The sequence below is a fragment of the Deltaproteobacteria bacterium genome (assembly GCA_016235345.1).
In the GTDB taxonomy this organism is placed as follows: Bacteria; Desulfobacterota; Desulfobacteria; order Desulfobacterales; family Desulfatibacillaceae; genus JACRLG01.
In genome coordinates, this window is sequence record JACRLG010000002.1 from 334,152 (window position 1) to 359,285 (window position 25,134).

22 protein-coding genes, 1 tRNA gene and 1 riboswitch are annotated in these 25,134 nt (G+C 58.5%); of the genes, 18 read left to right on the top strand and 5 right to left on the bottom strand.

Going from position 1 to position 25,134, the window contains the following annotated elements; translation table 11 throughout:
• Nucleotides 1-76: 76 nt before the first annotated feature.
• From HZB23_02195 to HZB23_02225, 7 genes are all read left to right on the top strand, one after another.
• Nucleotides 77-1,504, top strand: coding sequence for a mannose-1-phosphate guanylyltransferase/mannose-6-phosphate isomerase (locus tag HZB23_02195; protein ID MBI5843463.1), 1,428 nt, complete (start codon nt 77-79; stop codon nt 1,502-1,504).
• Nucleotides 1,505-2,060: 556 nt separating this feature from the next.
• The gene (locus HZB23_02200) at nt 2,061-2,633 is read left to right on the top strand and encodes a DUF4124 domain-containing protein (GenBank protein MBI5843464.1); all 573 of its coding nucleotides are present in this window, start codon (nt 2,061-2,063) and stop codon (nt 2,631-2,633) included.
• Between the two features lie 13 nt (nt 2,634-2,646).
• Complete coding sequence (locus HZB23_02205) at nt 2,647-3,318, top strand: DUF4124 domain-containing protein (protein ID MBI5843465.1); 672 nt, start codon at nt 2,647-2,649, stop codon at nt 3,316-3,318.
• A gap of 324 nt (nt 3,319-3,642) precedes the next feature.
• Nucleotides 3,643-4,182: a hypothetical protein gene (locus HZB23_02210; GenBank protein ID MBI5843466.1), complete on the top strand. Its 540-nt coding sequence runs from the start codon at nt 3,643-3,645 to the stop codon at nt 4,180-4,182.
• A 62-nt stretch (nt 4,183-4,244) separates the two neighbouring features.
• The gene (locus HZB23_02215; GenBank protein MBI5843467.1) at nt 4,245-5,777 is read left to right on the top strand and encodes a flotillin family protein; all 1,533 of its coding nucleotides are present in this window, start codon (nt 4,245-4,247) and stop codon (nt 5,775-5,777) included.
• Between the two features lie 49 nt (nt 5,778-5,826).
• Entirely contained in the window at nt 5,827-6,906 is a 1,080-nt protein-coding gene (locus HZB23_02220; GenBank protein MBI5843468.1) for a formylglycine-generating enzyme family protein, read from the top strand.
• Nucleotides 6,903-7,625, top strand: a complete 723-nt coding sequence (locus HZB23_02225; GenBank protein MBI5843469.1) for a hypothetical protein — start codon at nt 6,903-6,905, stop codon at nt 7,623-7,625. The genes HZB23_02220 and HZB23_02225 overlap by 4 nt, the downstream gene beginning before the upstream one ends.
• Before the next feature lie 13 nt (nt 7,626-7,638).
• Here HZB23_02225 and HZB23_02230 read toward each other — a convergent pair whose 3' ends face one another.
• The 5 genes from HZB23_02230 to HZB23_02250 all read right to left on the bottom strand — a co-directional run bounded on the left by HZB23_02230 (nt 7,639) and on the right by HZB23_02250 (nt 9,135).
• Entirely contained in the window at nt 7,639-7,914 is a 276-nt protein-coding gene (locus HZB23_02230) for a hypothetical protein (protein MBI5843470.1), read from the bottom strand.
• Nucleotides 7,915-7,920: 6 nt separating this feature from the next.
• A complete protein-coding gene (locus tag HZB23_02235; protein ID MBI5843471.1) occupies nt 7,921-8,103 on the bottom strand; it encodes a hypothetical protein in 183 nt (60 codons plus the stop codon).
• Between the two features lie 12 nt (nt 8,104-8,115).
• On the bottom strand, nt 8,116-8,391 hold the full coding sequence (locus HZB23_02240; GenBank protein MBI5843472.1) for a hypothetical protein: 276 nt from the start codon (nt 8,389-8,391) through the stop codon (nt 8,116-8,118).
• A 261-nt stretch (nt 8,392-8,652) separates the two neighbouring features.
• A tRNA-Met gene (locus HZB23_02245) sits at nt 8,653-8,729 on the bottom strand.
• A 43-nt stretch (nt 8,730-8,772) separates the two neighbouring features.
• A complete protein-coding gene (locus HZB23_02250; GenBank protein MBI5843473.1) occupies nt 8,773-9,135 on the bottom strand; it encodes a hypothetical protein in 363 nt (120 codons plus the stop codon).
• A 69-nt stretch (nt 9,136-9,204) separates the two neighbouring features.
• Between HZB23_02250 and HZB23_02255 the strand changes: the two genes are divergently transcribed.
• The 11 genes from HZB23_02255 (at nt 9,205) to HZB23_02305 (ending at nt 25,021) form a co-directional block, all read left to right on the top strand.
• The gene (locus tag HZB23_02255) at nt 9,205-9,816 is read left to right on the top strand and encodes a TetR/AcrR family transcriptional regulator (GenBank protein MBI5843474.1); all 612 of its coding nucleotides are present in this window, start codon (nt 9,205-9,207) and stop codon (nt 9,814-9,816) included.
• A 165-nt stretch (nt 9,817-9,981) separates the two neighbouring features.
• Nucleotides 9,982-12,111, top strand: coding sequence for an SDR family NAD(P)-dependent oxidoreductase (locus tag HZB23_02260; protein ID MBI5843475.1), 2,130 nt, complete (start codon nt 9,982-9,984; stop codon nt 12,109-12,111).
• A 102-nt stretch (nt 12,112-12,213) separates the two neighbouring features.
• Complete coding sequence (locus tag HZB23_02265; GenBank protein ID MBI5843476.1) at nt 12,214-14,973, top strand: SDR family NAD(P)-dependent oxidoreductase; 2,760 nt, start codon at nt 12,214-12,216, stop codon at nt 14,971-14,973.
• A gap of 140 nt (nt 14,974-15,113) precedes the next feature.
• Nucleotides 15,114-16,316, top strand: coding sequence for an acetyl-CoA acetyltransferase (locus tag HZB23_02270; protein ID MBI5843477.1), 1,203 nt, complete (start codon nt 15,114-15,116; stop codon nt 16,314-16,316).
• A gap of 183 nt (nt 16,317-16,499) precedes the next feature.
• The gene (locus HZB23_02275) at nt 16,500-16,838 is read left to right on the top strand and encodes a hypothetical protein (protein MBI5843478.1); all 339 of its coding nucleotides are present in this window, start codon (nt 16,500-16,502) and stop codon (nt 16,836-16,838) included.
• An 18-nt stretch (nt 16,839-16,856) separates the two neighbouring features.
• Nucleotides 16,857-18,002, top strand: coding sequence for an acyl-CoA dehydrogenase family protein (locus HZB23_02280; GenBank protein ID MBI5843479.1), 1,146 nt, complete (start codon nt 16,857-16,859; stop codon nt 18,000-18,002).
• Nucleotides 18,003-18,159: 157 nt separating this feature from the next.
• On the top strand, nt 18,160-18,963 hold the full coding sequence (locus tag HZB23_02285; GenBank protein ID MBI5843480.1) for a hypothetical protein: 804 nt from the start codon (nt 18,160-18,162) through the stop codon (nt 18,961-18,963).
• Between the two features lie 46 nt (nt 18,964-19,009).
• Complete coding sequence (locus HZB23_02290; protein MBI5843481.1) at nt 19,010-19,531, top strand: DUF3795 domain-containing protein; 522 nt, start codon at nt 19,010-19,012, stop codon at nt 19,529-19,531.
• A 785-nt stretch (nt 19,532-20,316) separates the two neighbouring features.
• Nucleotides 20,317-20,506: riboswitch (cobalamin riboswitch) on the bottom strand.
• Between the two features lie 165 nt (nt 20,507-20,671).
• Nucleotides 20,672-22,480, top strand: a complete 1,809-nt coding sequence (locus HZB23_02295) for an ATP-dependent metallopeptidase FtsH/Yme1/Tma family protein (protein MBI5843482.1) — start codon at nt 20,672-20,674, stop codon at nt 22,478-22,480.
• A gap of 205 nt (nt 22,481-22,685) precedes the next feature.
• Entirely contained in the window at nt 22,686-23,243 is a 558-nt protein-coding gene (locus tag HZB23_02300) for a hypothetical protein (GenBank protein MBI5843483.1), read from the top strand.
• A gap of 56 nt (nt 23,244-23,299) precedes the next feature.
• Nucleotides 23,300-25,021: a substrate-binding domain-containing protein gene (locus HZB23_02305; GenBank protein MBI5843484.1), complete on the top strand. Its 1,722-nt coding sequence runs from the start codon at nt 23,300-23,302 to the stop codon at nt 25,019-25,021.
• Nucleotides 25,022-25,134 lie beyond the last annotated feature (113 nt).

The following is a 25,134-nucleotide window of genomic DNA, read 5'->3' on the forward strand; positions in this document are numbered from 1 at the left end:
AGCCATCGCCCTGCGGCTTAATCAGCCCGGCTTTTCCGGGAAAAACCGATACCCAAAACAGGATCAGGCCGTGACCATAATACCCATAATCCTGGCAGGCGGTTCGGGAACGCGCCTGTGGCCCATCTCCCGCGACCTCTACCCCAAGCAGGTGCTCTCCCTTTTCGGGGACAACACCATGCTCCAGGCCACCGTCGCACGCCTCGCGGACTATCCGGGCATGGAGGCCCCTATAGTGGTGGCCAATGAGAGCCACCGCTTCTTCGTGGCCGAACAGTTCAGGGTGATGGGCAAAAGCCCCGCAGCCATAATACTTGAGCCCGAAGGCCGCAACACCGCAGGCGCTGTCGCCGTGGGAGCGCTCTGGGCAAAAAGGCGCAACCCCGACGACGACCCCGTCCTCCTGGTCCTTCCCGCAGACCACCACGTGGGGGACGTTAAAGCCTTCCACGCGGCCCTCCAAAAAGCCGTGGCCCTGGCGTCTTCAAGCCGCATGGTGACCTTCGGCATCATCCCCGATTCGCCCGAAACCGGCTACGGCTACCTGAAAAAAGGCCCCGCCATAAAAGACGGCCCGGAAGAATGCTTTGAGCTTCTCTCCTTCGTGGAAAAGCCGGACCTTGAAACCGCCCGCAGATTCATCGATTCCGGCGACTTTTTCTGGAACGCCGGAATCTTCATGTTCAGGGCGAAAACGGTCCTTGCCGAAATCGAAAAAAACGCCCCGGAAATCCTCGCCGCCTGCGAGTCCTCCATCGAAAATGGCACGAAGGACCTCGATTTCTTCCGCCTGGACCCCGCCTCATTCTGCCAGAGCCCGTCCATCAGCATCGACTACGCGGTCATGGAAAAGGCCGAAAAAGGCGCGCTGGTTCCCGTTGACATGGGCTGGAGCGACCTTGGCTCCTGGGAGGCCATGTGGCGCATCGGCCCCAAGGACTCAAACGGCAACGTCACAAGCGGAGACATCTTCATCCACGACGTAAAAGACTCCTTCCTCTACGCCGAAGACCGGATGCTGGCCGCAGTGGGCGTAACCGACCTGGTGGCCGTAGAAACCGCTGACGCGGTCCTCATCGCCCCCCGCCACAGGGTCCAGGACGTGCGCCACATAGTCACCTCGCTCCGCTCCAAAAGCCGCCGGGAGGCCGCCAGCCACCGCAAGGTCTACCGGCCCTGGGGCTCCTACGAAAGCATGGAGGAGGGGCTCCGCTTCCAGGTCAAAATCATCACCGTCAACCCCGGCGCGCGCCTCTCACTCCAGAAACACTTCCACCGCGCCGAACACTGGGTGGTGGTGAAGGGAACCGGCGTGGTCACGCGGGGAGACGAATCCCTGATCCTCAAAGAGGACGAATCCGTCTACATCCCCCTGGGAACCGTCCACCGACTGGAAAATCCGGGGAGCATACCCTTGGAAATAATTGAGGTTCAGACCGGACCCTACCTCGGCGAAGATGATATCATCCGACTCTCCGACGACTACGGCCGCCAGGGGGGCTGAGGGCGCGAACTGCTGCGTCAGGCATCGCCTCGCGGCTCGGTCACGTACAAAAGCGTACGCTCACTCCCCGCTCGCTCGCGCGCCTTGCATCTCATCTCTCTCAGCCCCCCTGGCCCCGTTGGTAGGGAAGGGGGAACAAGAAAGAAAAAAGAGGCGGCGCGAAACGGCGAATTTTTTGTAGGTTGGGTGGTTCTGCACGAAGTGCAGGTTCACCCAACATTTTAAATTCATTAAGCAATTGGCTAAAAAATCGGCATGGTGTGGGTGGCGCAGGCTTTCTCGTTGCCGGGGTGCGCAGCACAAGAGGTGCAATAAGGCAGGGCCGGAAATGCCACCCTCTGCCCACCGCCCACTGCATACTTTTTTCAAACGATGGGATGCTTGCATCCTGTTTTAGACTCGGATATGATGGAGGTTGACGTTGAAAAGGCAGCAGGGGCGAAAGGCGTCACCCGGCCCGGAGCGGGCCTTTTCAAGCGTGTTTTTCACAGGATAGACACTGATCGGCCGGGCCGCCTGCATCGGGCGCGGCAACCCATGAATCAAGGATCGTGAAATGAAGGGCATCAAGCTGATTGTCGTCGCGGCGCTTTCGGGTTTCCTCTTTACCGTGCCCGCTGTTGCCGAGTACTACCGCTACACCGACTCCAAGGGCGTGGTCCGTTACACGGACAACCTCTCCGTGGTTCCCGAAAAACAGCGCCCCACCGCCACCAAGTACAAGGAAGAATCCGATTCCCTCACCCCTGACCAGAAGGCCAAACAGGCCGAGGAAAAGAAAAAGGCCGGGGAGCCCAAAAAGAAGGCCACGGGGAAAAAATCCGCCGAAAAAAAGACCGAGGACTCGTCCTCCGATTTGAAGGCGCCGGTTGACACCGCAGCCTATCTCGACGCCCTGGCCGACCTGGACAAACGCCGGGAAGCCCTGGACGAGGAATACAAAAAACTCCAGGAAGAGGCCGTAAAACTGGAGGAACAGAAAAAATCCGCAAAAAGGCCCCAGGCCACCCGCACCTTGAACCAGCAGATCCAGGACATTAACGGGCGCATCACCGCCTACGAAAAAAAGCGCCAGGACTACGAAAAAGACAGGGAAGCCCTGGAGGCCAGCCGGGCCAAACTCAAATGACCGGGACCCGGCCATGACGCCCCATCATCCGTCAGAATCCCCCGGCCTTCCTTCACGGGCCGGGACTAAGTCCCCGCCCGCCCGGAAAAGCCGGGCAATGGCCCTGGTGTTTCTCGTCCTGGCCCTGTGCCCCCTTCCGGCCCTGGCCGACGGCGAGGTCTACCGCTACAAGGGCGAGGGCGGAGCAGCAGTCTACACGGATGATCCAAGGCTCATTCCCCACGACAAAAAAAGCGGCGTTGCCGTCAGCACTGCTCCCGCGCTCCCGGCGGACATCACCCCGCCCACAGCCGCTGAAAAGGCAAAAGCGGCTGAGGAAAAAAAGAAAGCAGCCGCAGAAAGGCGGGACGCCCAGCGTAAAAAGACCAACGAGAGCTACAAGCGCCTTTTGGAGGAAAAAAAACAGGCTGCCCAGCAGGAGGGCGTGGAAAAGGCCCGCAAGGCCTATGACGCCGAAAAGGCCAGGCTTGAGGCCGAGGATGCGGCCCTCAAAAAGGAGCTCATCGAACTCACCGCGCTGAAAGAAGAAACCGAAAGCCTGGAAAAGAGAAAACGCAACCCCCGCATGGGCAGGCAGTACAGGTACAAGAACCGGACCCTGGAGGATGCCACCAAAAGCTACGAGGCCCGCCGGGCGGCCCTGGATGTGCGCCTAAAGGCCTTCTCAACCAAACGCCGCCCCTAGCGGCAGGCCGTCCACAAGCGCGATCTGCTGCGTCAGACATCGCGGCGCGGGTCGTCATGTACGGAAAAGTACTATTCCTCCCCGCGCCGCTCGTCTTCCTTGCATATCATCGCTTGTGATCGGCCTGCCTGTAAAGCCTTTGGTGGATGCCTGCATTTTAAGCAGTACGCGGATAGGCTCCCTGTCGATCAAGCCTCCTGTTTTGAAAAATTGATTAAATGACCTCATGGCGTAGTATAGGGCTTCCTATATTCAATATATTGTGTTATTGTCCGCCGAATTGCGGCTTTTCAGGCCGCCATTCCTCCATTCAGGGATAACCCGATGAACGCGATCTATCTCATCTGCTCCATCGTGGGCGCAGCGCTTTTGGTGGTGCGCCTTGCCATGATGCTTCTGGGAATGGACCACCACGGCGATCTGACCGGGGATTTCGGCGACCACGGAGACCCCCTGGGCGATTCGGGCTTTTCCGCCCTTTCCGTTCACGGGCTCATGTCCTTTTTCCTGATGTTCGGGCTGGTTGGGCTCGCAACCATGCCCAGCCTTGGCCTTTCGCTTTCCCTGGTGGCCTCCCTTGGCGCGGGCTTTGCCTCGGTGTGGCTGGTGGGCCGCATGTTCATGGCCTTTTCCAGGCTCCAGTCTTCTGGCAACCTTTCAATAACCGACTGCGCGGGCTGCAAGGGTGACGTTTATCTCTCAATCCCCGAAAAAGGCGTGGGCCGCGTGACCGCAAGCGTTTCGGGCCGATTGAGAGAGTATGACGCAATCTCCCAATCCGGCGAGGCCATCAAAACCGGAACACGGGTGAACGTTATAAGGGTTGAAGGAAACGTGCTGGTGGTTGAACCATCCAATTTTTAGTGATTATTCCATGTGAGAAAACGGCAAGGAAAGGACGCTCCATGAACGTTGATCTTGAGGCCATGGGCCTGGAATTGTGGATTTACCCCATCGTTGCGGTGGTGGTGCTTTTCGTGGTGACCGCGCTCTTTCTGGCGTCGCGCTACCGCAGGTGCTCGTCGGACATGATCCTTGTGGTCTTCGGCAAGGTGGGCAAGGGCCAGTCCGCCAAGTGCCTCCACGGCGGCGGAACCCTGGTGTGGCCCCTCATCCAGGATTACGCCTACATGAGCCTCACCCCCATCACCATGAGCATCCCGCTCACCAAGGCCCTTTCCCGCCAGAACATCAGGGTCAACGTGCCATCCACCTTCACCGTGGGCATCTCCATCGACCCGGAGGTGATGAACAACGCGGCGGAGCGCCTCTTGAATCTCAAGCAGGGCGAAATCGAGGAAATGGCCAGGGAAATCATCTTCGGCCAGCTTCGGCTAACGGTGGCATCCCTTTCCATCGAGGAGATCAACCAGGACCGCGAGCGCTTCCTGGACGCCATCCGCACCAACGTTTCGCCCGAATTGAACAAGATCGGCCTCTACCTCATCAACGTCAACATAACGGACATAACGGATGAGAGCGAGTACATCGAGAGCATCGGCAAGAAGGCTGCGTCCGAGGCCGTGAACCAGGCCAAGATCGACGTGGCGGTTCAGGACAAGTCGGGTGCCATAGGCCAGTCCGACGCGGTGCGCGAGCAGGAAATAAGGGTGGCCGAAAACCTGGCAGCAGCGGAAAAAGGCAAGAAGCAGGCCGAGGCCGACAAGCGCGTTTACGTACAGGCCCAGGAAACCAGGGCCAAGGTGGGCGAGGCCGACGCCCTTCGGGTGATGGAAATCAAGGTCGCCGAAAACGAGGCGGGCAGCGACAAGGGCCGCAAAAAGGCCGAAGCCGACAAACGCATCTACCTCGCCCAGCAGGAGGCCGAGGCCGTCACCGGCGAAAACGACGCCAAGGTGCTCATGGCCGACTCCAACGCGGCCCTGGCCGTGAAACAGGCCGAAGCCTTAAGGGTCGGCGAAGTGGCCAAGCGCGTGGCAATGGCCGAAATCCAGAAATCCCAGTACGCTGTGGAACAGACACGGCTCATGGCCGAGGTGGTGGCCGCCGAGGAAGTGGAGCGGAAAAAGATCGAGATCGCGGCAGGCGCAACCGCCGAAAAGGCCCGCCTGGAAGCCCAGGGCGAGGCTGATGCCATCCTTCTCCAATACGAGGCCGAGGCCAAGGGCATACGCCAGGTCCTGGACAGCAAGGCGGCAGGTTACCAGTCACTCATCCAGAGCTGCAACGGCGACGCCAAGGCGGCTGCCACCCTTTTGATGACGGAAAAGATCGTGGAAATAGTCCAGGCCCAGGTGGAGGCAATCAAGGGCGTGAAGATCGACAAGATCACGGTCTGGGACTCGGCTTCAAGCGGCGAAAAGACCGCCACGGCCAATTTCCTTTCCGGCCTCATCAAGAGCCTTCCGCCCCTGCACGACGTGGCTTCAATGGCGGGCGTGGAGCTTCCCCAGTATCTCGGTGAAATGATCGTGGACAAAAAAAACAAGGAATCTTAGAACTTATCAGGGCTTTCCCCTTCGGCGCCGTTGCGCCTGAAAGCTGTAAATGACCGCAAGCGCGAAAAAAAAGCTGGCCGTGCTCCTGCTGGCCGTGGCTGCGGCCATTGCGGGCGTGATGGTTTTCCGGCAGGTCTTGGGCACGTCCGGGAAAACGGGCGAGTCCGCCGTCCCAAGGGTCACGACCTCGGTCCTAACCCTTGGGGACGGGGTTGGCTTAACCCTGGCCCGTGTCGGCGGCGGCCGGTTTTTCATGGGGGCTGGCGACAAGGAGCCGGGGGCGGAGGCGGACGAGAGGCCCCTGCACGAGGTCTCGGTCTCCCCCTTCTGGCTGGGCGCAACCGAGGTCACGGTGGCCCAATTTGCCGTTTTCGTGAAACAGAGCGGCTACGGGCCTGCAAAGCACGGAGCGGTGCGGAGCCTGGCCGTGGGGCCCCAGGGGCTTTTGATAGAGGATCCGGGCGGGCACTCTTGGCAGGACCCCGGTTTCCGCCAGGAGCCCGACCATCCGGTGGTCTTCGTCACCCATTTCGACGCAACTGCCTTCTGCCTGTGGCTCTCCGAAAAAACCGGCGTGGAGTTCTCGCTTCCCACCGAGGCCCAGTGGGAGTGCGCGGCCAGGGCCGGGACCAGCTCTTCCTGGCACTGGGGCGATGCACCCGAAGGCGGCAGGGGCTTCATCAACGGCCCGGACATCACGGCCCGGAAGACCTTTCCCCTGTTCGGCGAAATTTTTGAGTTCGAGGACGGATTTGTCCGCACAGCGCCGGTGATGAGCTTTTCGCCCAACCCAGCGGGCCTTTACGACATGCACGGCAACGCCGCCGAATGGTGCGCGGACTGGTTCGATCCGTCCTGGTACTCCAAAAACCCGGAAAAAGGCACGAAAGGCCCCGAACGCGGGGTTTTCCGTGTTTTTCGGGGGGGCTCGTGGGCGGGAATACCGGAATCAACGCGCTCGGCGGCCAGGGCCGCGCATTTTCCGGCGGTGCGGTCGAACGACATAGGATTCCGCGTGGCCTGTGAAAAGCTGCCGCCGGAGGCCGCGCCCGGCCCTGCCGCAAGGCCATCGTCCGGGAGAGCCTTGCCGGAATCGGCGGCCTTATCGAAAAAGGCCGGTGCCCCATGACCCCCGCCGAGGCCGGAAAGGCCCGATCCGGGGCCTTTTTCCGTCTTTTCGTCCCCTTTTTGCCCGCCGTGGCCACCCTCCTTTTCATAAGGCTCCTGTTTCACCGCAACTCTTTGCTCTTTTTCGTCCTCCTGGCGATTTTTCTGGCGAGCCTGTATTACAGGTTCCGACCATTGAAGGCGGCTGTCGCCTTTTGGGCGGTGCTTCTGGGAATCTTCGGGGAATGGTCCTGCGTGAAGGCGGGGATGTGGGTTTACGCCCATCCGCAAATCGGGGGGCTTCCCGTCTGGCTTGGCTTCGTGTGGCCGATTCTGATGATGTCTTTTCTGGAAATGGCCGAATATCTGGATGAGGCGGGCGAGGTTTATCCGCGCGCACGCCTCGCGGGAATCGCCGTCCTTCTTCCCGTGGCGCTTTTTCTCACCGGGGCTGCCCTTGCGCTGGCCGGCGGCCCGGTGAGCCTCATCCTGTTCCTCTTTCTTTCCTTCGCCCTTGTTTTCGCCCACAGGCCCTTTCATTTAATACTTTTCGTGATGGCTGCAGCAATAGGCTTTTCCGGCGAATACCTGTGCGTACGATGGGGGGTCTGGCATTACACCCGCCCGTTTCTGGAGGGAATCGGAATGCCCGTCTCCCTTCCCCTGGCCTGGGGGCTTTCGGCCCTTCTGGTGCGGCTCGCCGCCGGGGCCACTATTCGGCCCTTAACCCTCAAGGCGTAAGGCAGGGCCGCTTTTATATGATCCCCATTTTCCTCCCCAGCGAAAACCCCATCTTTTCCAGAGGCCCCAGCCGCCAGTAGGCCCCGGCGTCCTCAAGGCCGTCAAGCGCGGTCATCATGCCCTCCATGTACTCGCCGTAGTGCGACATGTAGTCCAAATCCATGCGCCTTTGAAAGTAGGGGCCGGAAAAAAGCCTCATCAGCGAGTCAAGGGAGATCATCCCGCCGATTTTTCCATCCGAGAAGCCTTTCCAGTTGCGAAGATGTTCTTCCGACCGGAAGAAGTTCATGGTGCTTCACGAGTATGGGATGTTGAAAACCCACCTTCCGATGGGAACCGAGACGTGGCCGATGAGGCCCTCCGGGTCCCTGGACAGTATTTTCCCGTCCTTCACCACGACGCGGACAGGTTCGCCGCAATCCAGGCACACCGAGTCGATCTCTACCGTCTTTCCGGGATATAGCCAGCTGACCGCCAGCGATTCAAACGCTCACTGGCCGAACCATTTCCGCTCACCGTCGATGGTTAAGCGGTAGTGCGTGGGCAGGTTGTTGAAAGGCGCACAAGACACGATGTTGTCGGTCTTGGGATAAAGCCAGCCTGCGAAACCCGGAGTGGAAAAGAGCTTATGCAGCGCTTTCCGGCCCTCCTCCGGAGCCACGCCCAATTTGGCGGCTATTTCCGCGTAATGGGGAGCCTGGCCGGTTTCCACCATGCGCTCCATTATGATGTTGAAGGTTTTGTCCATTAGGGTCGGTTCTGGCATGAAAGGCCTCCTTCAGTGTAGGATGGCGTTACGGGCGGCCATGCCAAGCCTGGCCGCTGAATCATCTGACCGGAGGGTCAATAGATATCATGAATGGTTATGCATGGCAACCGTCAGAAAAATCTATAATGCGGACCGAAAAGTCGACGGCGGGCGGCGGGCAGGCGGATGTGAAAAATTGGGCTTTTCAACCTAAAAACGACTATTTGGGCGCATAAAAAAAGGGCTTGCGGAATTAACCGCAAGCCCTTGATTTTTTTGTGGTAGCGGGGGACGGATTCGAACCATCGACCTTCGGGTTATGAGCCCGACGAGCTACCAGACTGCTCCACCCCGCAGTGAATTTTTTATTTATATTTTAGCCCGAAGATTTTGTCAAGATTAAAAACAGGCTTGTTCACAATGGCGGTCGGCGGCGGGCGGCAAACAAGGGCCGACACCGAGGATTTTTGCACTCTCAGGCAAAGCCCTTTTGATTTCGCCCGTCTGGAGCGAGGCCGCAGGGCCGGGCATTGAGGGCAAAAACCGACTGGAAGCGCACGCAGTTGGAATAAGATATGCCCCCGGCGTTGCGGGCGCATACCATAAAACCTTCGGCAGTCCGCTTTCTGTGCTTTTCCGCCCCCTGCCCGCCGCCGACTTTGCTTCGCTTTTGACGCTCTTTTTCCGCGCGTCAAAAATTGCTTGACAAGTTAAGCGATCGCTTGCATATTTTGTTTCCATCAAATGATGGAAGCGTTCCATTGGAACACCCCAAGGGAGTACCGGCCTACGTTAAAAGCCCTGCAAAAAGCCCGCAAGGACCCGGCGTCCATGAAGGGGCGCATCCTGGAAGTGGCCCGCCGCATATTCGGCGAGTACGGGTTCCACGGCACCACCACGCGGATGATAGCCCAGACGGTGGGAATAGACATCTCCACCCTTTACTATCACTGGGGCGAGAAGGGCGACCTTTACGAGGCCGTGGTGCTGGACATATACGAAGACCTGCGGGAAAAATTGATAGAGGTTGAGGGCCACATAAAAGGAAAACCCCTGGCCGAGCGCCTTGACATAGCAATTGATGAAATGACCGATTATCTTTTCGAGCAGCCTGAAATATCCAACCTTATTCTTTTTCGCTATTTCGCCAAAACAAGGCACGCTTCACCCCTTGATTTCCGGGTACCCGAATTCATGGGAAGCATCGCCTATTCAATGGGGCTGGTTCCCGACAAGGCCCAGCTTCCGGTGGACGCCAAGATGAAGATGCTGGCGGTGATGAACGCCATTCATAATTTTGTTTCGGGCGAAAATTTTTTTCTGGCGCTTCTGGGCAGCGAGCACGAAGCCTATGTGAAGGGGGTCAAGGAGACCCTCAAATTTATTCTTATCCCGGCCTTCGCCAGGGCGGAAAAACCCGCTTCGGCCCCAAGGCCCAAATGAAGCACAGGCTCAAAGGCGTTTTTTTGTCGGCTTCAAAGCAATAACCCCCATCCATTTCACTCAAGGTTTCCGTAGCAAAACGCATCACATAATCCCAAACAGGCGTAAAACCTTCGGCATCAATTGACCGAACGGTCGAGCGCCAAAAGAAGGAGGGCAATCAGGATGGCTCTAAATCTCAATGCGGTGGGAAAAAAAATCGGTCCCATCACCAAGGACTACACCTGGAAGGATGTGGTCCTTTACGCCCTGGGCGTGGGTGCGGGCTTTGACGAGCTCGAATACGTCTATGAAAAGGACCTGAAGGTGGTCCCCACCTTCTCCATTGCGGCCATTTTCGATTTCTTAAGCCACATCGGGGCCGAGAGCAACGTGAACCTTGCGGGCCTGGTTCACGGCGAGCAGGAACTCATCTTCCACAACCCGATCCCCAAGGATGGCAAGTTCGTAACCGAAGGCGCGGTAAAAGCCTATTACGATCTGGCCGCCAAGGGCAAAAAAGGCGCGCTCATCGTTGGCGAGGGCATAACCCGCGACGCCGACGGCAAGAAGCTCTTCACCAATATTATGACGCTCTTCGGTCGCCTTGACGGCGGCTTCGGAGGCGAGGCCCCCCCGGACGACAAGGCCGCAATTCCCGACCGCGCCCCTGATTTTGAGGTGGAGGCGGCCCCTTCAGAGAGCCAGCCCCTTGTTTACAGGCTTTCCGGCGACGTGTTCATGATCCACGTTGACCCCGAATTCGCCAGGATGAGCGGCTTTGAAAAGCCCATCATGCACGGCCTGTGCACTTACGGTTTCGCGTGCCGCGCCCTTATCGGCAAGCTCTGCCCCGGCGCTCCCGACACCGTGCGCCGCTTGAAGTGCCGGTTCAGTAAGCCCCTCTACCCCGGAGACCCCATCAAGACCCAGATTTGGAAGGTTGCCGACGATCAGGCCATGTGGCGGGTGGTGAACACCAAGACCAATGAAGTCTGCATTGACGGCGGCATCTTCGAGTGGGGCGCCCTTGCCAAGGACGAAATCCGCTACGACGGCAAAGTCGCCATCATCACCGGCGCAGGCGGCGGGCTTGGCAAAGCCTACGCCGTCGAGCTTGCCCGGCGCGGAGCCAAGGTGGTGGTGAACGACCTGGGCGGAAGCCGCGACGGCGTGGGCGGAAGCCAGACTGCGGCGCAGCTTGTTGTTGACGAGATCAAGGCCGCAGGCGGCGAGGCCGTACCCAACTACGACAACGTGGCAACCGCAGAGGGCGGCGCGAACATCGTGAAGACGGCGGTGGACGCCTTCGGCACGGTGGACATTCTCATCAACAACGCGGGCATCCTCCGCGACAAGAGCTTCCTTAAAATGGAGCCGGAAAACTGGCAGGCGGTTCTGGACGTGCATCTTAACGGCGCGTACAACGTGACCCGCGCCGCCTATCCCATCATGAAGGAAAAGGGCTTCGGACGAATTGTCATGACCACGAGCGCCGCAGGCGTTTACGGCAATTTCGGACAGGCCAACTACGCGGCTGCCAAGATGGGCCTTATCGGCTTTATGAATACGTTAAAGCTCGAAGGCGGCAAGTACAACGTCAAGATCAACACCGTGGCCCCGCTGGCGGCCTCGCGCCTTACCGAGGACGTTTTCCCGCCGGAGGTCTTCGAGAAATCCAAGCCCGAATTTGTGGCCCCCATGGTGCTCTTCCTTTGCTCCGACAAGTGCGACGTTTCAGGACGCATTTATAACGCCGGAATGGGCTTCTTCAACCGGGTGGCCATGATGACCGGCCCCGGCGCGGTTCTCGTGAAAGACGAAACCGTCACCCTGGAAGACGTGCAGAAGAACATGGCCGCCGTCAACAGCATGGCGGAAGCCGCCGAATACTACCAGTTGAACGATCAGGTGGGCGACGTGCTCATGGCCTTCACCAAGCCCGCGAAAGCAGCCCCGGCTGCTGCTGCGGCGGCTGCCGCTCCAAGCGCGGCCCCCAAGTCGGTGAAGGAAGCCTTTGACCTCATGCCCTCAAAATTCGTGGCATCCGCTGCTGCTGGCGTGAACGTGGTCTTCCAGTACAACATAAGCGGCGAGGGCGGCGGTGAGTGGAACGCCGTGATAGCCGACGGAACCTGCACGGTCTCCACCGGCAAGCACGAAAAGCCCACCACCACCATCATAATGGAGTCAGCCGATTTCATGGCCATGATGAATAAAACCATCAGCCCCATGAAGGCCTATACCTCCGGCAAGCTCAAGATCGAAGGCGATATCATGAAGAGCCAGTTGATCGAAAAGCTTTTCAAAGAGTAGCTCCGTAAGGACTTTTAGCGCGTTGTAAACGCTTACATAAAAAACCATTTCACTTCGCGCCGGGGCGTAAAACGGCATCCCGGCGAAAAAGGAGAATGCGTTATGGTAGGAATAACTGCTTACGGAGCCTACATCCCCCGGCTTCGACTGGATCGTCAGGCGATCTTTCAGGCCATGGGCTGGTTCGCCCCGGCCATCATGATGGTGGCGCAGGGCGAAAGGTCCATGTGCTATTGGGACGAAGACTCCCTCACCATGGCGGTTTCGGCTGGCATGGACTGCATAAAGGGCATAGACAAGGAAAAGATTGACGGCGCGTATTTCGCATCCACAACCTTCCCCTTTGCGGACAGGCAGAACGCCGGAATCCTTGCCACGGCCCTCAATCTTTCGTCGGGACTCACCACAAGCGACTTCACCGGCTCAATCAAGGCGGGCTCATCGGCCCTCATCGCGGGCCTGAACGCAGTAAAATCGGGAGAGCGCAAGAACGTATTGGTTGCGGCAGCCGACCGCCGCGAGACCAAGGGCGCGTATTTTTACGAGATGTGGTACGGCGACGGCGCGGCTTCGGTCTGCGTGGGAACCGAAAACGTGATAGCGGAATTTCTGGGCTCCCACAGCGTGTCCTACGATTTCGTCGATCATTATCGCGGCGGATCCAACAAGTTCGACTACGTGTGGGAAGAGCGCTGGGCGCGTGATGAAGGCTACAGCAAGATTTACCCGGAGGCCATCAAGGGCCTTCTGGCCAAGCTCGGCATCACAATGGACGAGGTTGCGAAGCTCGCCTTCCCCTGCTTCTTCAAGGCCGAGCACAAGGGCATAGCCAAAGCCCTGGGCGCGGAAAAGAAGGTCGTGGACAACATGCACGAGGTCTGCGGCGAAACCGGCGTGGCCCACTGCATGGTGATGCTGGTGTCGGCCCTTGAAACCGCCAAGCCCGGCGACATCATCATCATGGCGGGCTTCGGCCAGGGCGCGGACGCGCTGGCCTTCAAGGTGACTGAAAACATTACCAAACTCGCCCCCCGGCAGGGTGTCGCAAAGTGCATAGCCAACAAGAAGATCGTGGACAACTACGCGAAATTCCTGGTCTGGCGCAACCTTGTGGAAAACGAGATGGGTATCCGGGCCGAGGCCCCCACCCAGACCGCCATGACCACCCTGTGGCGCAAGCGCAAGATGATTCTGGGTCTCGTGGGCGGCAAGTGCCGGGAGTGCGGCACGGCCCAGTTCCCCAAGATGGACATCTGCGTAAACCCGGCCTGCAACGCTCATCGTACCCAGGACGATTACGAGTTCGCCAATCTTACCGCAAAAATCAAGACCTTCACCGGCGACATGCTCTCGGTGTCGGTGGACCCGCCCAACAAGTACGGCATGATCCAGTTTGAGGGCGGCGGGCGCTACATGGCGGATTTTACCGACTGCGACCAGGATGAACTTAAGGTCGGCCTTCCCATGAAGATGATGTTCCGCAGGCGCTACGTGGACAAGGGCCGGGGCTTCACCAACTACTTCTGGAAAGCCACCCCGGACCGCGACGCCATGCCCGCCTACCTTGCGGAGCTTTCTAAGGTCCGCTTTGACGGCAAGGTTGCTGTCATCACCGGCGCTGGCGGGGGCCTCGGCAAGGTGTACGCCTTGGAGCTTGCCAAGCGCGGCGCGAAGATCGTTGTAAACGACCTTGGAGGCGCGCGCGACGGCTCCGGCGGCGGCTCCGCCACTCCGGCCCAGGCTGTGGTTGACGAGATCAAGGCCCTTGGCGGCGACGCGGTTGCCAACTACGACAACGTGGCCACAGCGGCTGGAGGCGAGAACCTGATCAAGCAGGCCGTGGACGCCTTCGGCACGGTGGACATCGTCATCAATAACGCCGGAATCCTCCGGGACAAGAGCTTCCTCAAAATGGAGCCGGAAAACTGGAACGCGGTGCTGGCCGTACATCTCAACGGCGCGTACAACGTCACCAAGCCGGCCTTCGCCATAATGAGGGAAAAGGGCTATGGCCGCGTCATCATGACCACGAGCGCTGCGGGCCTTTACGGCAACTTCGGCCAGACCAACTACTCGGCGGCCAAGATGGCCTTGGTGGGCCTCATGAATACCTTGAAGCTCGAAGGCGGCAAGTACAACATAAAGGTGAACACCGTGGCCCCGCTTGCGGCCTCGCGTCTCACCGAAGACATCATGCCGCCCGATATTTTCGCCCGCATGAAGCCCGAGTTCGTGTCACCCATGGTGATGTATCTCGCAAGCCACGTCTGCAAGGAATCGGGCTACATCTATAACGCCGGAATGGGCTACTACAACCGGGCAGCAATGGTCACCGGCGGAAGCGTCCAGATCGGCGATGTGACCAAGCCGCCCACTGTCGAAGACATCGCCGACAAGTGGGAGGAGATCAACTCCATAGAGGGCGGCAAGGAAATCTCCGACGCAACCGGTGCCCTCATGGAACTGGTCACCCCCAGGCCCAAGAAGAGCGCGGCGGCCCCCGCGGCTGCGGCGGCGGAAGCCCCGGCGGCAGGCGGAAGCGGTGTCACGGTTGAGGCGATTTTCGCCGAAATGCCCTCGCATTTCATGGCGGATAAGGCCGCTGGCGTCAACGTGATCTTCCAGTACATCGTAACGGGCGCGGGCGGCGGCGACTGGATAGTGGCGGTTGCGGATGGCGCGCTTTCCATCACCAAGGGCAAGCACGAGAAACCCACCACCACCTTAAAATTGGCGGCGGATGACTGCGTGGCCATGTTCACCGGGCAGCTGAACCCGATGAAGGCCTACACGTCCAAGAAGCTCATCATTGAAGGCGACATCATGAAGTCGCAGCTCATTGAAAAGCTCTTTAAGTTATAAGAGTCGCTCAAAAGCTTGATGAGTGCGCGGCGGCGGACGCGGAAAAGTCAAACGCCCGTCCGCCGCACTTCAAAAAACGTTCATAGTCGGCCCTTCAACCAGTAAGGTTTTCGGGCCTCAACGACTGGGAGGTAATTAGAATGGCAACCGGAATCAAGGATAAAGTCGCCATCATTGGAATGGGCTGTTGCCGTTTCGGCGAACGCTGGGACATGGGCGCTGAAGAGCTCATGGTGGAAGCCTTCGAGGAATGCCTCGCGGACTCCGGCCTCGAAAAAAAGGACATCCAGGCGGCCTGGTTCGGCACCTGCCTTGAAGAAATCAACGTGGGCAAGAGCGCTCTGCCCCTTTCCACCACCTTAAGGCTTCCTTACATCCCTGTGACCCGCGTTGAAAACTACTGCGCAACGGGAACTGAAGCCTTTCGCGGCGCCGTGTACGCAGTGGCCTCAGGCGCTTACGACGTGTGTCTGGCCCAGGGCGTGGAAAAACTGAAGGACACCGGTTACGGCGGCCTTCCCAACCCCGGCTCCAACGGCGGAACCCTTCCGTGGCAGTGGTGGCCGAATCTCTCCGCTCCCGGCTCCTTTGCACAGCTGGCCTCGGCCTACGGCGCAAAGTACAGGAAGAGCGATGAAGAGATCAAAGAGGCCATGACCCACATTTCATGGAAAAGCCACCAGAACGGCACCAAGAACCCCAAGGCTCATCTTCGCAAGGCGGTATCCAAGGACGCCATCAAGGGCTCGCCCATCATCGCCCATCCCCTTGGCCTTTTCGACTGCTGCGGCGTGTCGGACGGCTCCGCCTGCGCCATCGTATGCTCGGTGGAATTCGCCAAGAAGCTCGGCAAGAAGGATTTCGTATCGGTCAAGGCCCTTCAGCTCGCCCTTTCATCCGGCGAGGAGTCCGGTTTTGACGAGTGGGACGGCGATCATTTCGCAACCACAACCGCAGCCTCAAAGAGGGCCTACGCCGAAGCCGGAATCACCGACCCGCGCAAGGAAATCTCCATGATGGAAGTGCATGACTGCTTCTCCATCACCGAGCTTGTCACCTACGAGGACCTTCACATCAGCCCGCGCGGCGGAGCCATCAAGGACATCCTGGACGGCTTCTACGACGCGTCCGGCCAGGTCCCCTGCCAGATAGACGGGGGCTTGAAGTGCTTCGGGCATCCAATAGGCGCTTCCGGCCTTCGGATGCTCTACGAGATGTACCTCCAGCTTAACGGCAGGGCCGGAGAGCGGCAGCTGAACAATCCGCGCTTCGGCCTTACGCACAACCTGGGAGGCTTCCCGTTCCAAAACGTATGTGCCATATCGATCATCGGCAAATACTAAGCGCCAGAAGTCCTGAAAGCGCGAACTGCTGTGTCAGGCTTCGCGGGCGGCGTGCTCACGTGCAAAAGCACGCTCCGCCGCCGCCCGCTCGCCTTCCTTGCATTTCATCGTTTTCAGGACTTCTGGCCGTGGCTTTAATGTAGCTTATTGCCTTGTAGAACTTTTACGTCGGAGAAAATTAGCATGATCGAGATCAAGCTAATCATTAACTCCGATGTGGAGGAGGTCCTGGCCTGGAAATGCTGCAACCTTTTCGACCAGAACCTGGAAATTCGGATCACCAACACCGGAGACGCGCCAGTGGCGATTTCCGGTTCGTTCGTTCTGGAAAACGGGGCCGAGTCCAAGAGGATCACCAACGTTTACCCTCCGGGGGGCGTGGTGGTAAAGCCCGGCGAGCTGGCCTCCATGTATTCGTCCCTTGATTCGGACGTTTTCGCAAGGTTTACAAGCGCCGTTTTTACCGATGGAGCGGGAAACGCCCTCCGTTTTCCGGTAAATAATGATCAAACGCGGTCATAAAACCGCGAAAGGGGTCACATGGATATTTTAACCTACACCGCAGATCACGAAAAGTTCCGCAAGGAACTTAGGGAGTTTCTGGCCCGCGAGGTGGTCCCCAACGTGGATAAATGGGAAAAGGAGCACATCGTCCCGAAAAGCGTGTGGCGCAAGATGGGCGAGGCGGGCTTTTTGTGCACCGCCCAGCCCAAGGAATACGGCGGCCACGGGCTGGACTTCCTCTACACGGTGATCGTCTGCGAGGAATGCTCCCACACGGGCTTCACCGGGCTAACGGCCTCGCTCCATTCGGACATCGTGGTGCCCTACATCGAGAGCTTCGGCACCGAGGAGCAGAAGAAAAAGTACATCCCGCTCTGCGCCTCCGGCGAGTACATCTCGGCTGTGGCCATGACCGAACCGGACGTGGGAAGCGACCTTGCCTCCATGACCACCATCTTCGAGGAGGACGGGGACAGCTACGTAATAAACGGCACCAAGACCTTCATATCAAACGGCATCAACTGCGGAATCTGCGTGGTTGCGGCCAGGGACCCCCACGCCGACAACCCCTACCAGGCCATTTCCATGTTTCTGGTGGAAGACGGCACTCCCGGTTTCGGGCGGGGCAAGCACCTTGAGAAAATGGGCTGGCACAGCCAGGACACCGCCGAGCTTTTCTTCTCCAAGTGCCGGATTCCCAAGGAAAACATGCTAGGCCAAAAAGGCTCCGGCTTCATAATTCTGATGCAGAAGCTCCAGCAGGAGCGCCTGGTGTGTGCAATAGGCGCGGTTTGCGCGGCGGAAAAAGTGGTGGAGAAAGTAACGGAGTACTGCAAAAACACCAAGGAGCGCAGCGGCAAACCCATCTCCAAGAACCAGGCGACCCAGTTCGCCCTGGTGGAGATGGCCACCGAGGCCAAGATAGGCCGCATCTTCATCGATAAGTTGATCGCCGACCACATGGAGAAAAAAAACGTGGTTGTCGAGGTATCCATGGCCAAGTTCTGGACCACCGACCTTGCCAAGCGCACCTGCGACAGGGCCATGGATCTCGTTGGCGAACCGGGATACCTGGAAGCCTTCGGCCTTGCGCGCGGCTTCCGGGACGTCCGCGTAATGCCCATCTTTGCAGGCACCAACGAGATCATGAAGCGCATCGCGGCGGGTTTCATGGGGCTGTAGAAGCAAAAGTAAAAGATTGCCTCCGGCGTCCGGGGGAGCGCGGCATCAAGATGGCTCTCCCCCGGACCCTCTTTTGTTCACAAACGGGATTGCGTTGCAATCCCGTTCGTGTTTTGGGATAATGTACGGTGTCATAATCATTGAAGGGGGCACCGTGATGAAAAAGCCGCAAGCGGGTAAAAGCTCATGCTTGGCAATTTTTTTCATTATTTTTTTCCTCCGCCCGGCCTTGGGCGGAAACGCCGAAAACTGGCGGAACGAGGTGCCTTGCGGGCGCAGGCTTCCGGAAATGCAATCAGTTGAAAAGACAGACTGCAAACATGCCTACGAGGCCTCACTGCCCAACGGAGGCCAGCTTTCGGTTTGCGTAGAATCGGGGACGGATGATTCATTTTGCGACGTTGCCAATATCCTTTATAGAGCCAAAAATGGCGCTGTAAAGGAATGGAAGTTCGATATCAATCAGATATCCGGTTTCCAGTATCGTCTTGATGCAGTTGATTTTGCCGGGAACGGGCATGAAGTCATTTTGTTGGGCGTGATGAGGATGATGACTTCGGGCATATGTATCGCGTATTGGACCGTGTGGGCCTTATCCGAGGACGGCGTATCAGACGGGCTTTTGGTCGAAGATTATGGCCGGATGGGTTTTCCCACCCGCTCCAATGGCGAGCCGGGGGCGCTCATGCTGGCCACCCAATGGCGGGGAGGAACCGAACCAGATCGTGGATTTGGAAAATATCTTTTGGGAGTATGGTACCGATACGAAAATGGCAACTGGCATTCGGTTCTTTATGACCGTGACCATCCGGTCATATATCGACGCTATCTGTTCAGCCATGAAAAAGAGCGCGATCAAGGCGCCGGAGCGGAAGATTATAAGCCCGTGACATGGTACCGCCATAAAAGCGCACGGCCGGTAGTGGGGCCTTATCCCGACGATTTCCTGGTTGAACCATAGAAATGCGGTATGTGAAAATTCGATCCTTTTGCCCTGGAGGAAAAACATGCAAGGCTGGACCGAAGAGGAATTTGCGAACAGGGAGCTTATGGCCCCGTGCGGGCTGTACTGCGGGACCTGCGGGGTTTACATCTCAAACCGCGACGGAAACGAAAAGTTCCGGCAGGTGATGGGAAACCTGTACGGAACCAAGCCTGAGGAGACCAGGTGCCTGGGCTGTATGCAGCCCGATCCGCCCCGCGAGCTTTACTCTTTCTGCCGGTCCTGCGCCATACGCGACTGCGTTAGGGGCCGGGGCTTCTACTCCTGCCACCAGTGCGAAAACTGGCCCTGCGACCACTTCAAGAATTTTCCCCTGGCGACTGGCCGGAGGGTCATGGACCGGGCCATAAAAAGCTGGCGGGAAAAGGTCGCGGAGCTTGGCGACGAGGCCGGAAGCGTGGAATGGGCGCGTTCCGAATGCGAACGCTACCACTGCCCGGACTGCGGCTACCCGCTCTTCCGGGGAGCCCAGCGTTGCCGCAACTGCAAGCGAAACGTCGCCGACGACCTGGACGGCTCGCTGTAGGTCTCTGCGTTGATTGAACGGATTTTCGGATTGAGCGCAAGGTTTTTGCGAAATTCCGGTAAAATTCGATTTTTTGGCGGTTTCCCGAACGGAGAAAAGAAGGCCTCCGGGAGGGAGGAGGAAAACCCGGAGGCCGCTTTCGGAATCGGGACCGCAACCTTTAAGATGGGGGCTTAAGGGCGGTCCTTTTATGCGGGAAAAGGCTTCGAGCCGGTTCGGAACCTTTTCCTTGAAGAATAATATAAAATCGGAAACCTTATTGTCAATAGGAATTATTATTATTTTATGGTCTATGCAGCACCGCCTGATGAATGGCGGCCTTTTGAAAAAACCCGGCGGAAGACGGATCAGTTGAGGTTCGGGCGCAGGGATTCCTCCTCGTAAAAGCCCTCGGCCATGACCAGGGCGGCGCGGTTCTTCCTGGCCCATTCCCTTATGGAGCGGATGAGGCCGGGGTCGTGAAACATTAATATCTCCCCCAGGCAGCTTAAATCCTGCTGAATTCGCCAGTATAAGTGCATGAACTTTCCTTTCCCCGCCAGTTGACACCCCAATCCGGACAGACCGATGAAAAACGATGAGCCGCAAGGCGTGCGAAAAGCCAATGAGCAAGCGTACTGAAGGTACGTGGCGGAATTGGCTTTGATGCACAACACAGCGGATCGCGTTTTTCGACGGCCTGTCTCCAAAATTAAAACAGCCCTTCAGACATATATGTCTGAAGGGCTGCACCCTGCTTCTTGGCCCTTTTAAATTTGGCCCATGCGCTGCATCTCCCGTGTGCGCAAAAGGCTCGGCGGCAAGGCAGGTCTTCTGGCTTACGGATCATCCGGGCGCTCGCCCCTTCCCGCCGAAGTCAGCCCCGGCAGTGGTTTCTTGCGAACGCCGTCCCCGTATACAGCGGCGGGACCGCTCCCGATTTTCACGGGATTCCCTTTTTGTGCTTGAAAAAGCACCTTGCGCCTTTTTCAGTCTATTTTTTCATGCTCGCGCTGTCAAGCCAAACATCCGGGGCCGGACGCCTATAAAACAGGATGCCGCAAGCGGGTTGATGAAAACCCGCAGGAGCGCGCGCCTTGCCTTTTGCGCCGCGAGGTATTATAATTCACAGAAACTCCGTCCCCCTCAATGGCAAGGCTTATGGAAAAACATCACAAATTCTCTTTCTGGTACGTCCTGTTCGGCATTTGGGTTGTGTTTTTCATCCACAACATGATGTCTTCGGCCATGGCCATAAGGAGCATTCCCTATTCCGAGTTTCTGGACCTTTTGAAGTCGAAAAAAATCGCCGAAGTCGCCATCACCGAAAACCAGATACAGGGGAAGACCGTAGACGGCGGAGGCCCGGAGGGCAAGACCCTGGTATTCCGCGCCGTTCGCGTTGACCCGGAGCTTTCCAAGCTCCTGTCCGAGTACAAGGTCACCTTCAAGGGCGAGATCGAATCCCGCTGGCTTCACGACCTTCTGTCCTGGGTGCTGCCCGTGCTGCTTTTCGTGGGGGTGTGGGCCTTCATGATGAAAAAGATGGCGGGCGGCCAGCAGGGCTTCATGATGCTGGGCAAAAAGGCCCGGATTTACATGCAGGATGAACTTTCGGTAACCTTCGACGATGTGGCCGGGGTTGACGAGAGCAAGGCCGAACTGGTGGAAGTGGTGGAGTTTCTGCGCGACCCCGGGCGCTTCACCCGGCTTGGGGGCAAGATGCCGCGAGGGGTGCTCCTGGTGGGGCCTCCGGGAACAGGCAAGACCCTTCTGGCCAAGGCGGTGGCGGGGGAATCGAAGGTCCCATTTTTCAGCCTTTCGGGCTCGGAATTCGTGGAGCTTTTCGTGGGCATGGGCGCGGCCCGCGTGCGCGACCTCTTCAACCAGGCCAAGGAAAAGGCCCCCTGCATCATCTTCATCGACGAGTTGGACGCCCTTGGAAAGGCTCGCGGAATAGGCTCCTTCGGGGGCCACGACGAGCGCGAGCAGACCCTGAACCAGCTCCTGTCGGAAATGGACGGCTTCGATCCCACCGTGGGGGTGATACTTCTCGCCGCCACCAACAGGCCGGAAATCCTCGATCCCGCGCTCATGCGCCCTGGGCGCTTCGACCGCCAGATACTGGTGGACCGGCCCGACAAGCAGGGGCGCGAGGCGATACTTAAGGTGCACTTGAAGGGCGTCACGACCGAGGAGGGGCTCGACGTCGAGAAAATATCCTCCATGACCCCCGGAATGGTGGGCGCGGACCTGGCCAACCTCGTGAACGAGGCCGCCCTTCTCGCCGTGCGCCGGGGCAGGGACTCCGTGAGCATGGCGGAGTTCGAGGAGGCCGTGGAGCGCGTGGTGACGGGCCTGGAAAAACGCAACCGCCTCATCAACCACGAAGAAAAGAAAATCGTGGCCTTTCACGAGCTTGGCCACGCCATCGTGGCCCTTTCCCTTCCGGGCGCGGACCCGGTGCAGAAGATATCCATAATCCCGCGAGGCATTGCGGCCCTGGGCTACACCCTGCAATTGCCCACGGAAGACCGGTTCATCATGAAAAAGACCGAGCTTCTGAACAGGATAGCCGTCCTTCTGGGAGGCCGGGCAGCCGAAGAGATCGTTTTCGGAGACATTTCCACGGGTGCGCACAACGACCTTGCACGGGCCACGGACATAGCGCGCGGCATGGTGAAGCAATACGGCATGAGCGAAAAAATCGGCACAGTTTACCTTGAAAACGAGCGCCGCCAGCAGTTTTTGAGCGTCGGCATGGACGCCGCCCCGGAATACGGCGCGGAAACCGCCGTCCTTATCGACTCCGAGATCAAGGGAATTCTCGACGCCCAGTATCTTGTGGCCAGGGAAATCCTTGAAGGCCGGAGGGAAGTGCTGGACAAGGCCGCCGTTCTTCTGCTTGAAAAGGAAAAGATGGAGGGCGGCGAGCTTGCCGCCCTCATGGAAAAAACGCAATCTATTTGAAAAAGCCTTGATATCAATCCGTATAAACGCGATGAAGTGCAAGGAGTGCGAAAAGCCAAGAGCCAAGCGTACCCGCCCAAGAAATCACAGAGTTCTTGGGATAAATCAGGATGTTCTTACGTGGCGGAATTGGCTTTGATGCACGACACTTAAATTCACGTTTTTAGACAGGCTGTTATCGACCATTCACCCAGGAGCCTTCTCCATGCACCGCATTTCATTAAAATGCGCCGCCTTGCTGGCCGTCCTTCTATGCCTTTCCACAGCGCGGGCTTATGCGGAAGACCCCGCCGTGGTTCAGGCGAAGAAACTGTTCGATCAGTACGTGGCTTACGAAAAGGCCTACGACGAGCGGTTCAAGGACCTGTTCGACGACGACGCCGTGATAAAATCGGTTAAGGTGGACCAGAACAACGTGGGAAGCCCCATGCCGGAAATCGGGGGCAGGCAGTTGAAGGAAAGCATAACCGCGCTTTTCCCTTTCCTGCAGGACAGGGGCCTTTCCAAAAAATACGGGGCGTGCAAATATACCGACGTCAAATTCGCCCGCGTCACCGACAAGGTGAAGGTGGACGCGTGGCGCTACGAGCCTTCGGAGCAGTTCACCGGGCGCTTTTCCCTCCTGATCGGCAAGGCCTATGACGGCAAGTGGAAGATAGTGGAGATGTTCACCGAGTTCCGCCCGCCTCCCAGCGACACCCGCTACCGGTCCTGGCCCGGCAGCGGAAGCCGGGGCAGGAGTCGGCCCTCTTACTACAGATGATCCAGAAATCCAGGCCTGTGCATTAATCGTTTCTATAACTCCGGGGGACAAAAAACATGGCGGGAAAACCGAAACCTGCATTCTGGTTCATAGTCCTGCTCGTTGCGGCCGGCCTCACCTATTACGGGCTCATGAGGGCGGGCGTGGTGGACAAATTCAGGCAGGGCGCATCCTCCCCCACCGGCCGGTCGGCCACGGCCTCCCTTCCTTCGGGGGACCTCTTGGAACTTTACTTTTACTCGTCCTCCGCCAAGAAAACCTGGATCGAGGCCATGACCGCCCGGTTCAACGCAAGCGGGGTCAAGGTGGGCAAAAAGACCGTGGTGGTGAAAGCCTTTCACGGCAATTCCGGCGAACAGCTTGACGATCTCAAAATCGGAAGGACCAGGCCCGACCTGTGGAGCCCCGGCGACGAATCCTGGCTGGCCCTTGCCGACGCATGGTTCCGCGACGTCAAGAGCGTGAAGGTCATGGACGGTTACAAGCCCCTGGTCAACGTCCCCCTGGTCATCGCCATGTGGGAGCCGATGGCCCAGGCCCTTGGCTATCCCAAGCCCATTGCCTGGAAGGACGTGGCCAGGGTGGCCATGAACCCGGAGGGCTGGAAATCGGCGGGCAACCCCCAGTGGGGGGCCTTCCGCTGGGGCCACGCCCACCCGGACGCCAACTCCGGCTTTCTCACCGTCGCCAGCGAGGTTTACGCCATACTGGGCAAAACAAGCGGCATGACCGCCCAGGACCTGGCCAACCCCGTGGTTCTGCAATTCCTCACGGGCTTTGAGGGCGCGGTGGAGCACTACGGCCTCTCCAACTCCTGGATAGACGATCTCATGCGCAAAAAGGGCCCCGGCTATCTTTCGGCCACGGTCCAGTACGAAAACACCATTATCGAGGGCAACGCCAAGTACGGAAACAAGCCCTTCAAACTGGTGGCCATCTATCCCTCCGAAGGCTGCTTCTTCGCCCGGCACCCGGTGGCCGTCATCAAGGGCGAATGGATGACCCCGGAACGCGAGGAAGCCGCCAACGCCTTCGTGAAGTTCCTGCTTTCAGCCGAGGCCCAGAAGGCGGCCATGGAACTGGGAGTCCGCCCCATAGCACAGATGCCCCTTGCCGCCCCCTTTGACGCGGAACACGGCGTAATGGCAGATGTCTCCGGCGTCAAGTCCTTCGAGGTGCCCGGCGAGGACGTTTTAAAGCGCCTGCACGACACCTGGGAATCGGTAAAGGTCCCGGCCACGGTAGTCCTCATCCTGGACCGCTCCGGCTCCATGCAGGGCGAGGCCATGGAAAACGCCAGGCTCGGCGCAATCAGCTTCATAAGGGCCATGAAACCCCGCGACCGGGTGCAGGTGGTGGTGTTTTCCGACCAGGTGACCCCTCTTTCGGACATGTGCGAAATAGCCTCGTGCGGCGAATCCATGGGCCAGAAAATCTCCACGGTCTTCGCCGAGGGCGGAACCGCCCTTTACGATTCCATCGCAACCTACTACAGGGAAATGGCGGCCCGTAAACGCTCCGGCGAAAAACGCCGCTACGCCCTGGTGGTCCTGACCGACGGCGACGACACCAAAAGCCGGATGTCATTTGAAGACCTGATGGACGTCTTCCCCAAGGGCGAGGACTTCGACGTTCCCAAGGTCTACACCATCGCCTACGGCGACGAGGTGCGCAAGGACGTCCTGGCCCAGATTTCCAACAAGACCAACGCGAGGCTGTTCGAGAGCTCGGCCTCAGAAATCGCCAAGACCTATCGTGAACTCTCGGCAAATTTTTAACCTGGCGGCCTGAAAGCGCGAACTGCTGTGTCACGCATCGGGTTGTGGATCGGTCACGTACAAAAGCGTACGCTCCCTCCCACGCCCCTCGCGTTCCTTGCATTTCATCGCTT

What these genes read in the sequence shown, in the direction of transcription:
- HZB23_02200 (MBI5843464.1), top strand. Translation starts at nt 2,061, where the DNA reads ATGAAGGGCATCAAGCTGATTGTCGTCGCGGCGCTTTCGGGTTTCCTC.
- HZB23_02205 (MBI5843465.1), top strand. Translation starts at nt 2,647, where the DNA reads ATGACGCCCCATCATCCGTCAGAATCCCCCGGCCTTCCTTCACGGGCC.
- HZB23_02210 (MBI5843466.1), top strand. Translation starts at nt 3,643, where the DNA reads ATGAACGCGATCTATCTCATCTGCTCCATCGTGGGCGCAGCGCTTTTG.
- HZB23_02215 (MBI5843467.1), top strand. Translation starts at nt 4,245, where the DNA reads ATGGGCCTGGAATTGTGGATTTACCCCATCGTTGCGGTGGTGGTGCTT.
- HZB23_02220 (MBI5843468.1), top strand. Translation starts at nt 5,827, where the DNA reads ATGACCGCAAGCGCGAAAAAAAAGCTGGCCGTGCTCCTGCTGGCCGTG.
- HZB23_02225 (MBI5843469.1), top strand. Translation starts at nt 6,903, where the DNA reads ATGACCCCCGCCGAGGCCGGAAAGGCCCGATCCGGGGCCTTTTTCCGT.
- HZB23_02230 (MBI5843470.1), bottom strand. Translation starts at nt 7,914, where the DNA reads ATGAACTTCTTCCGGTCGGAAGAACATCTTCGCAACTGGAAAGGCTTC.
- HZB23_02240 (MBI5843472.1), bottom strand. Translation starts at nt 8,391, where the DNA reads ATGCCAGAACCGACCCTAATGGACAAAACCTTCAACATCATAATGGAG.
- HZB23_02250 (MBI5843473.1), bottom strand. Translation starts at nt 9,135, where the DNA reads ATGGAACGCTTCCATCATTTGATGGAAACAAAATATGCAAGCGATCGC.
- HZB23_02255 (MBI5843474.1), top strand. Translation starts at nt 9,205, where the DNA reads ATGAAGGGGCGCATCCTGGAAGTGGCCCGCCGCATATTCGGCGAGTAC.
- HZB23_02260 (MBI5843475.1), top strand. Translation starts at nt 9,982, where the DNA reads ATGGCTCTAAATCTCAATGCGGTGGGAAAAAAAATCGGTCCCATCACC.
- HZB23_02265 (MBI5843476.1), top strand. Translation starts at nt 12,214, where the DNA reads ATGGTAGGAATAACTGCTTACGGAGCCTACATCCCCCGGCTTCGACTG.
- HZB23_02270 (MBI5843477.1), top strand. Translation starts at nt 15,114, where the DNA reads ATGGCAACCGGAATCAAGGATAAAGTCGCCATCATTGGAATGGGCTGT.
- HZB23_02275 (MBI5843478.1), top strand. Translation starts at nt 16,500, where the DNA reads ATGATCGAGATCAAGCTAATCATTAACTCCGATGTGGAGGAGGTCCTG.
- HZB23_02280 (MBI5843479.1), top strand. Translation starts at nt 16,857, where the DNA reads ATGGATATTTTAACCTACACCGCAGATCACGAAAAGTTCCGCAAGGAA.
- HZB23_02285 (MBI5843480.1), top strand. Translation starts at nt 18,160, where the DNA reads ATGAAAAAGCCGCAAGCGGGTAAAAGCTCATGCTTGGCAATTTTTTTC.
- HZB23_02290 (MBI5843481.1), top strand. Translation starts at nt 19,010, where the DNA reads ATGCAAGGCTGGACCGAAGAGGAATTTGCGAACAGGGAGCTTATGGCC.
- HZB23_02295 (MBI5843482.1), top strand. Translation starts at nt 20,672, where the DNA reads ATGGAAAAACATCACAAATTCTCTTTCTGGTACGTCCTGTTCGGCATT.
- HZB23_02300 (MBI5843483.1), top strand. Translation starts at nt 22,686, where the DNA reads ATGCACCGCATTTCATTAAAATGCGCCGCCTTGCTGGCCGTCCTTCTA.
- HZB23_02305 (MBI5843484.1), top strand. Translation starts at nt 23,300, where the DNA reads ATGGCGGGAAAACCGAAACCTGCATTCTGGTTCATAGTCCTGCTCGTT.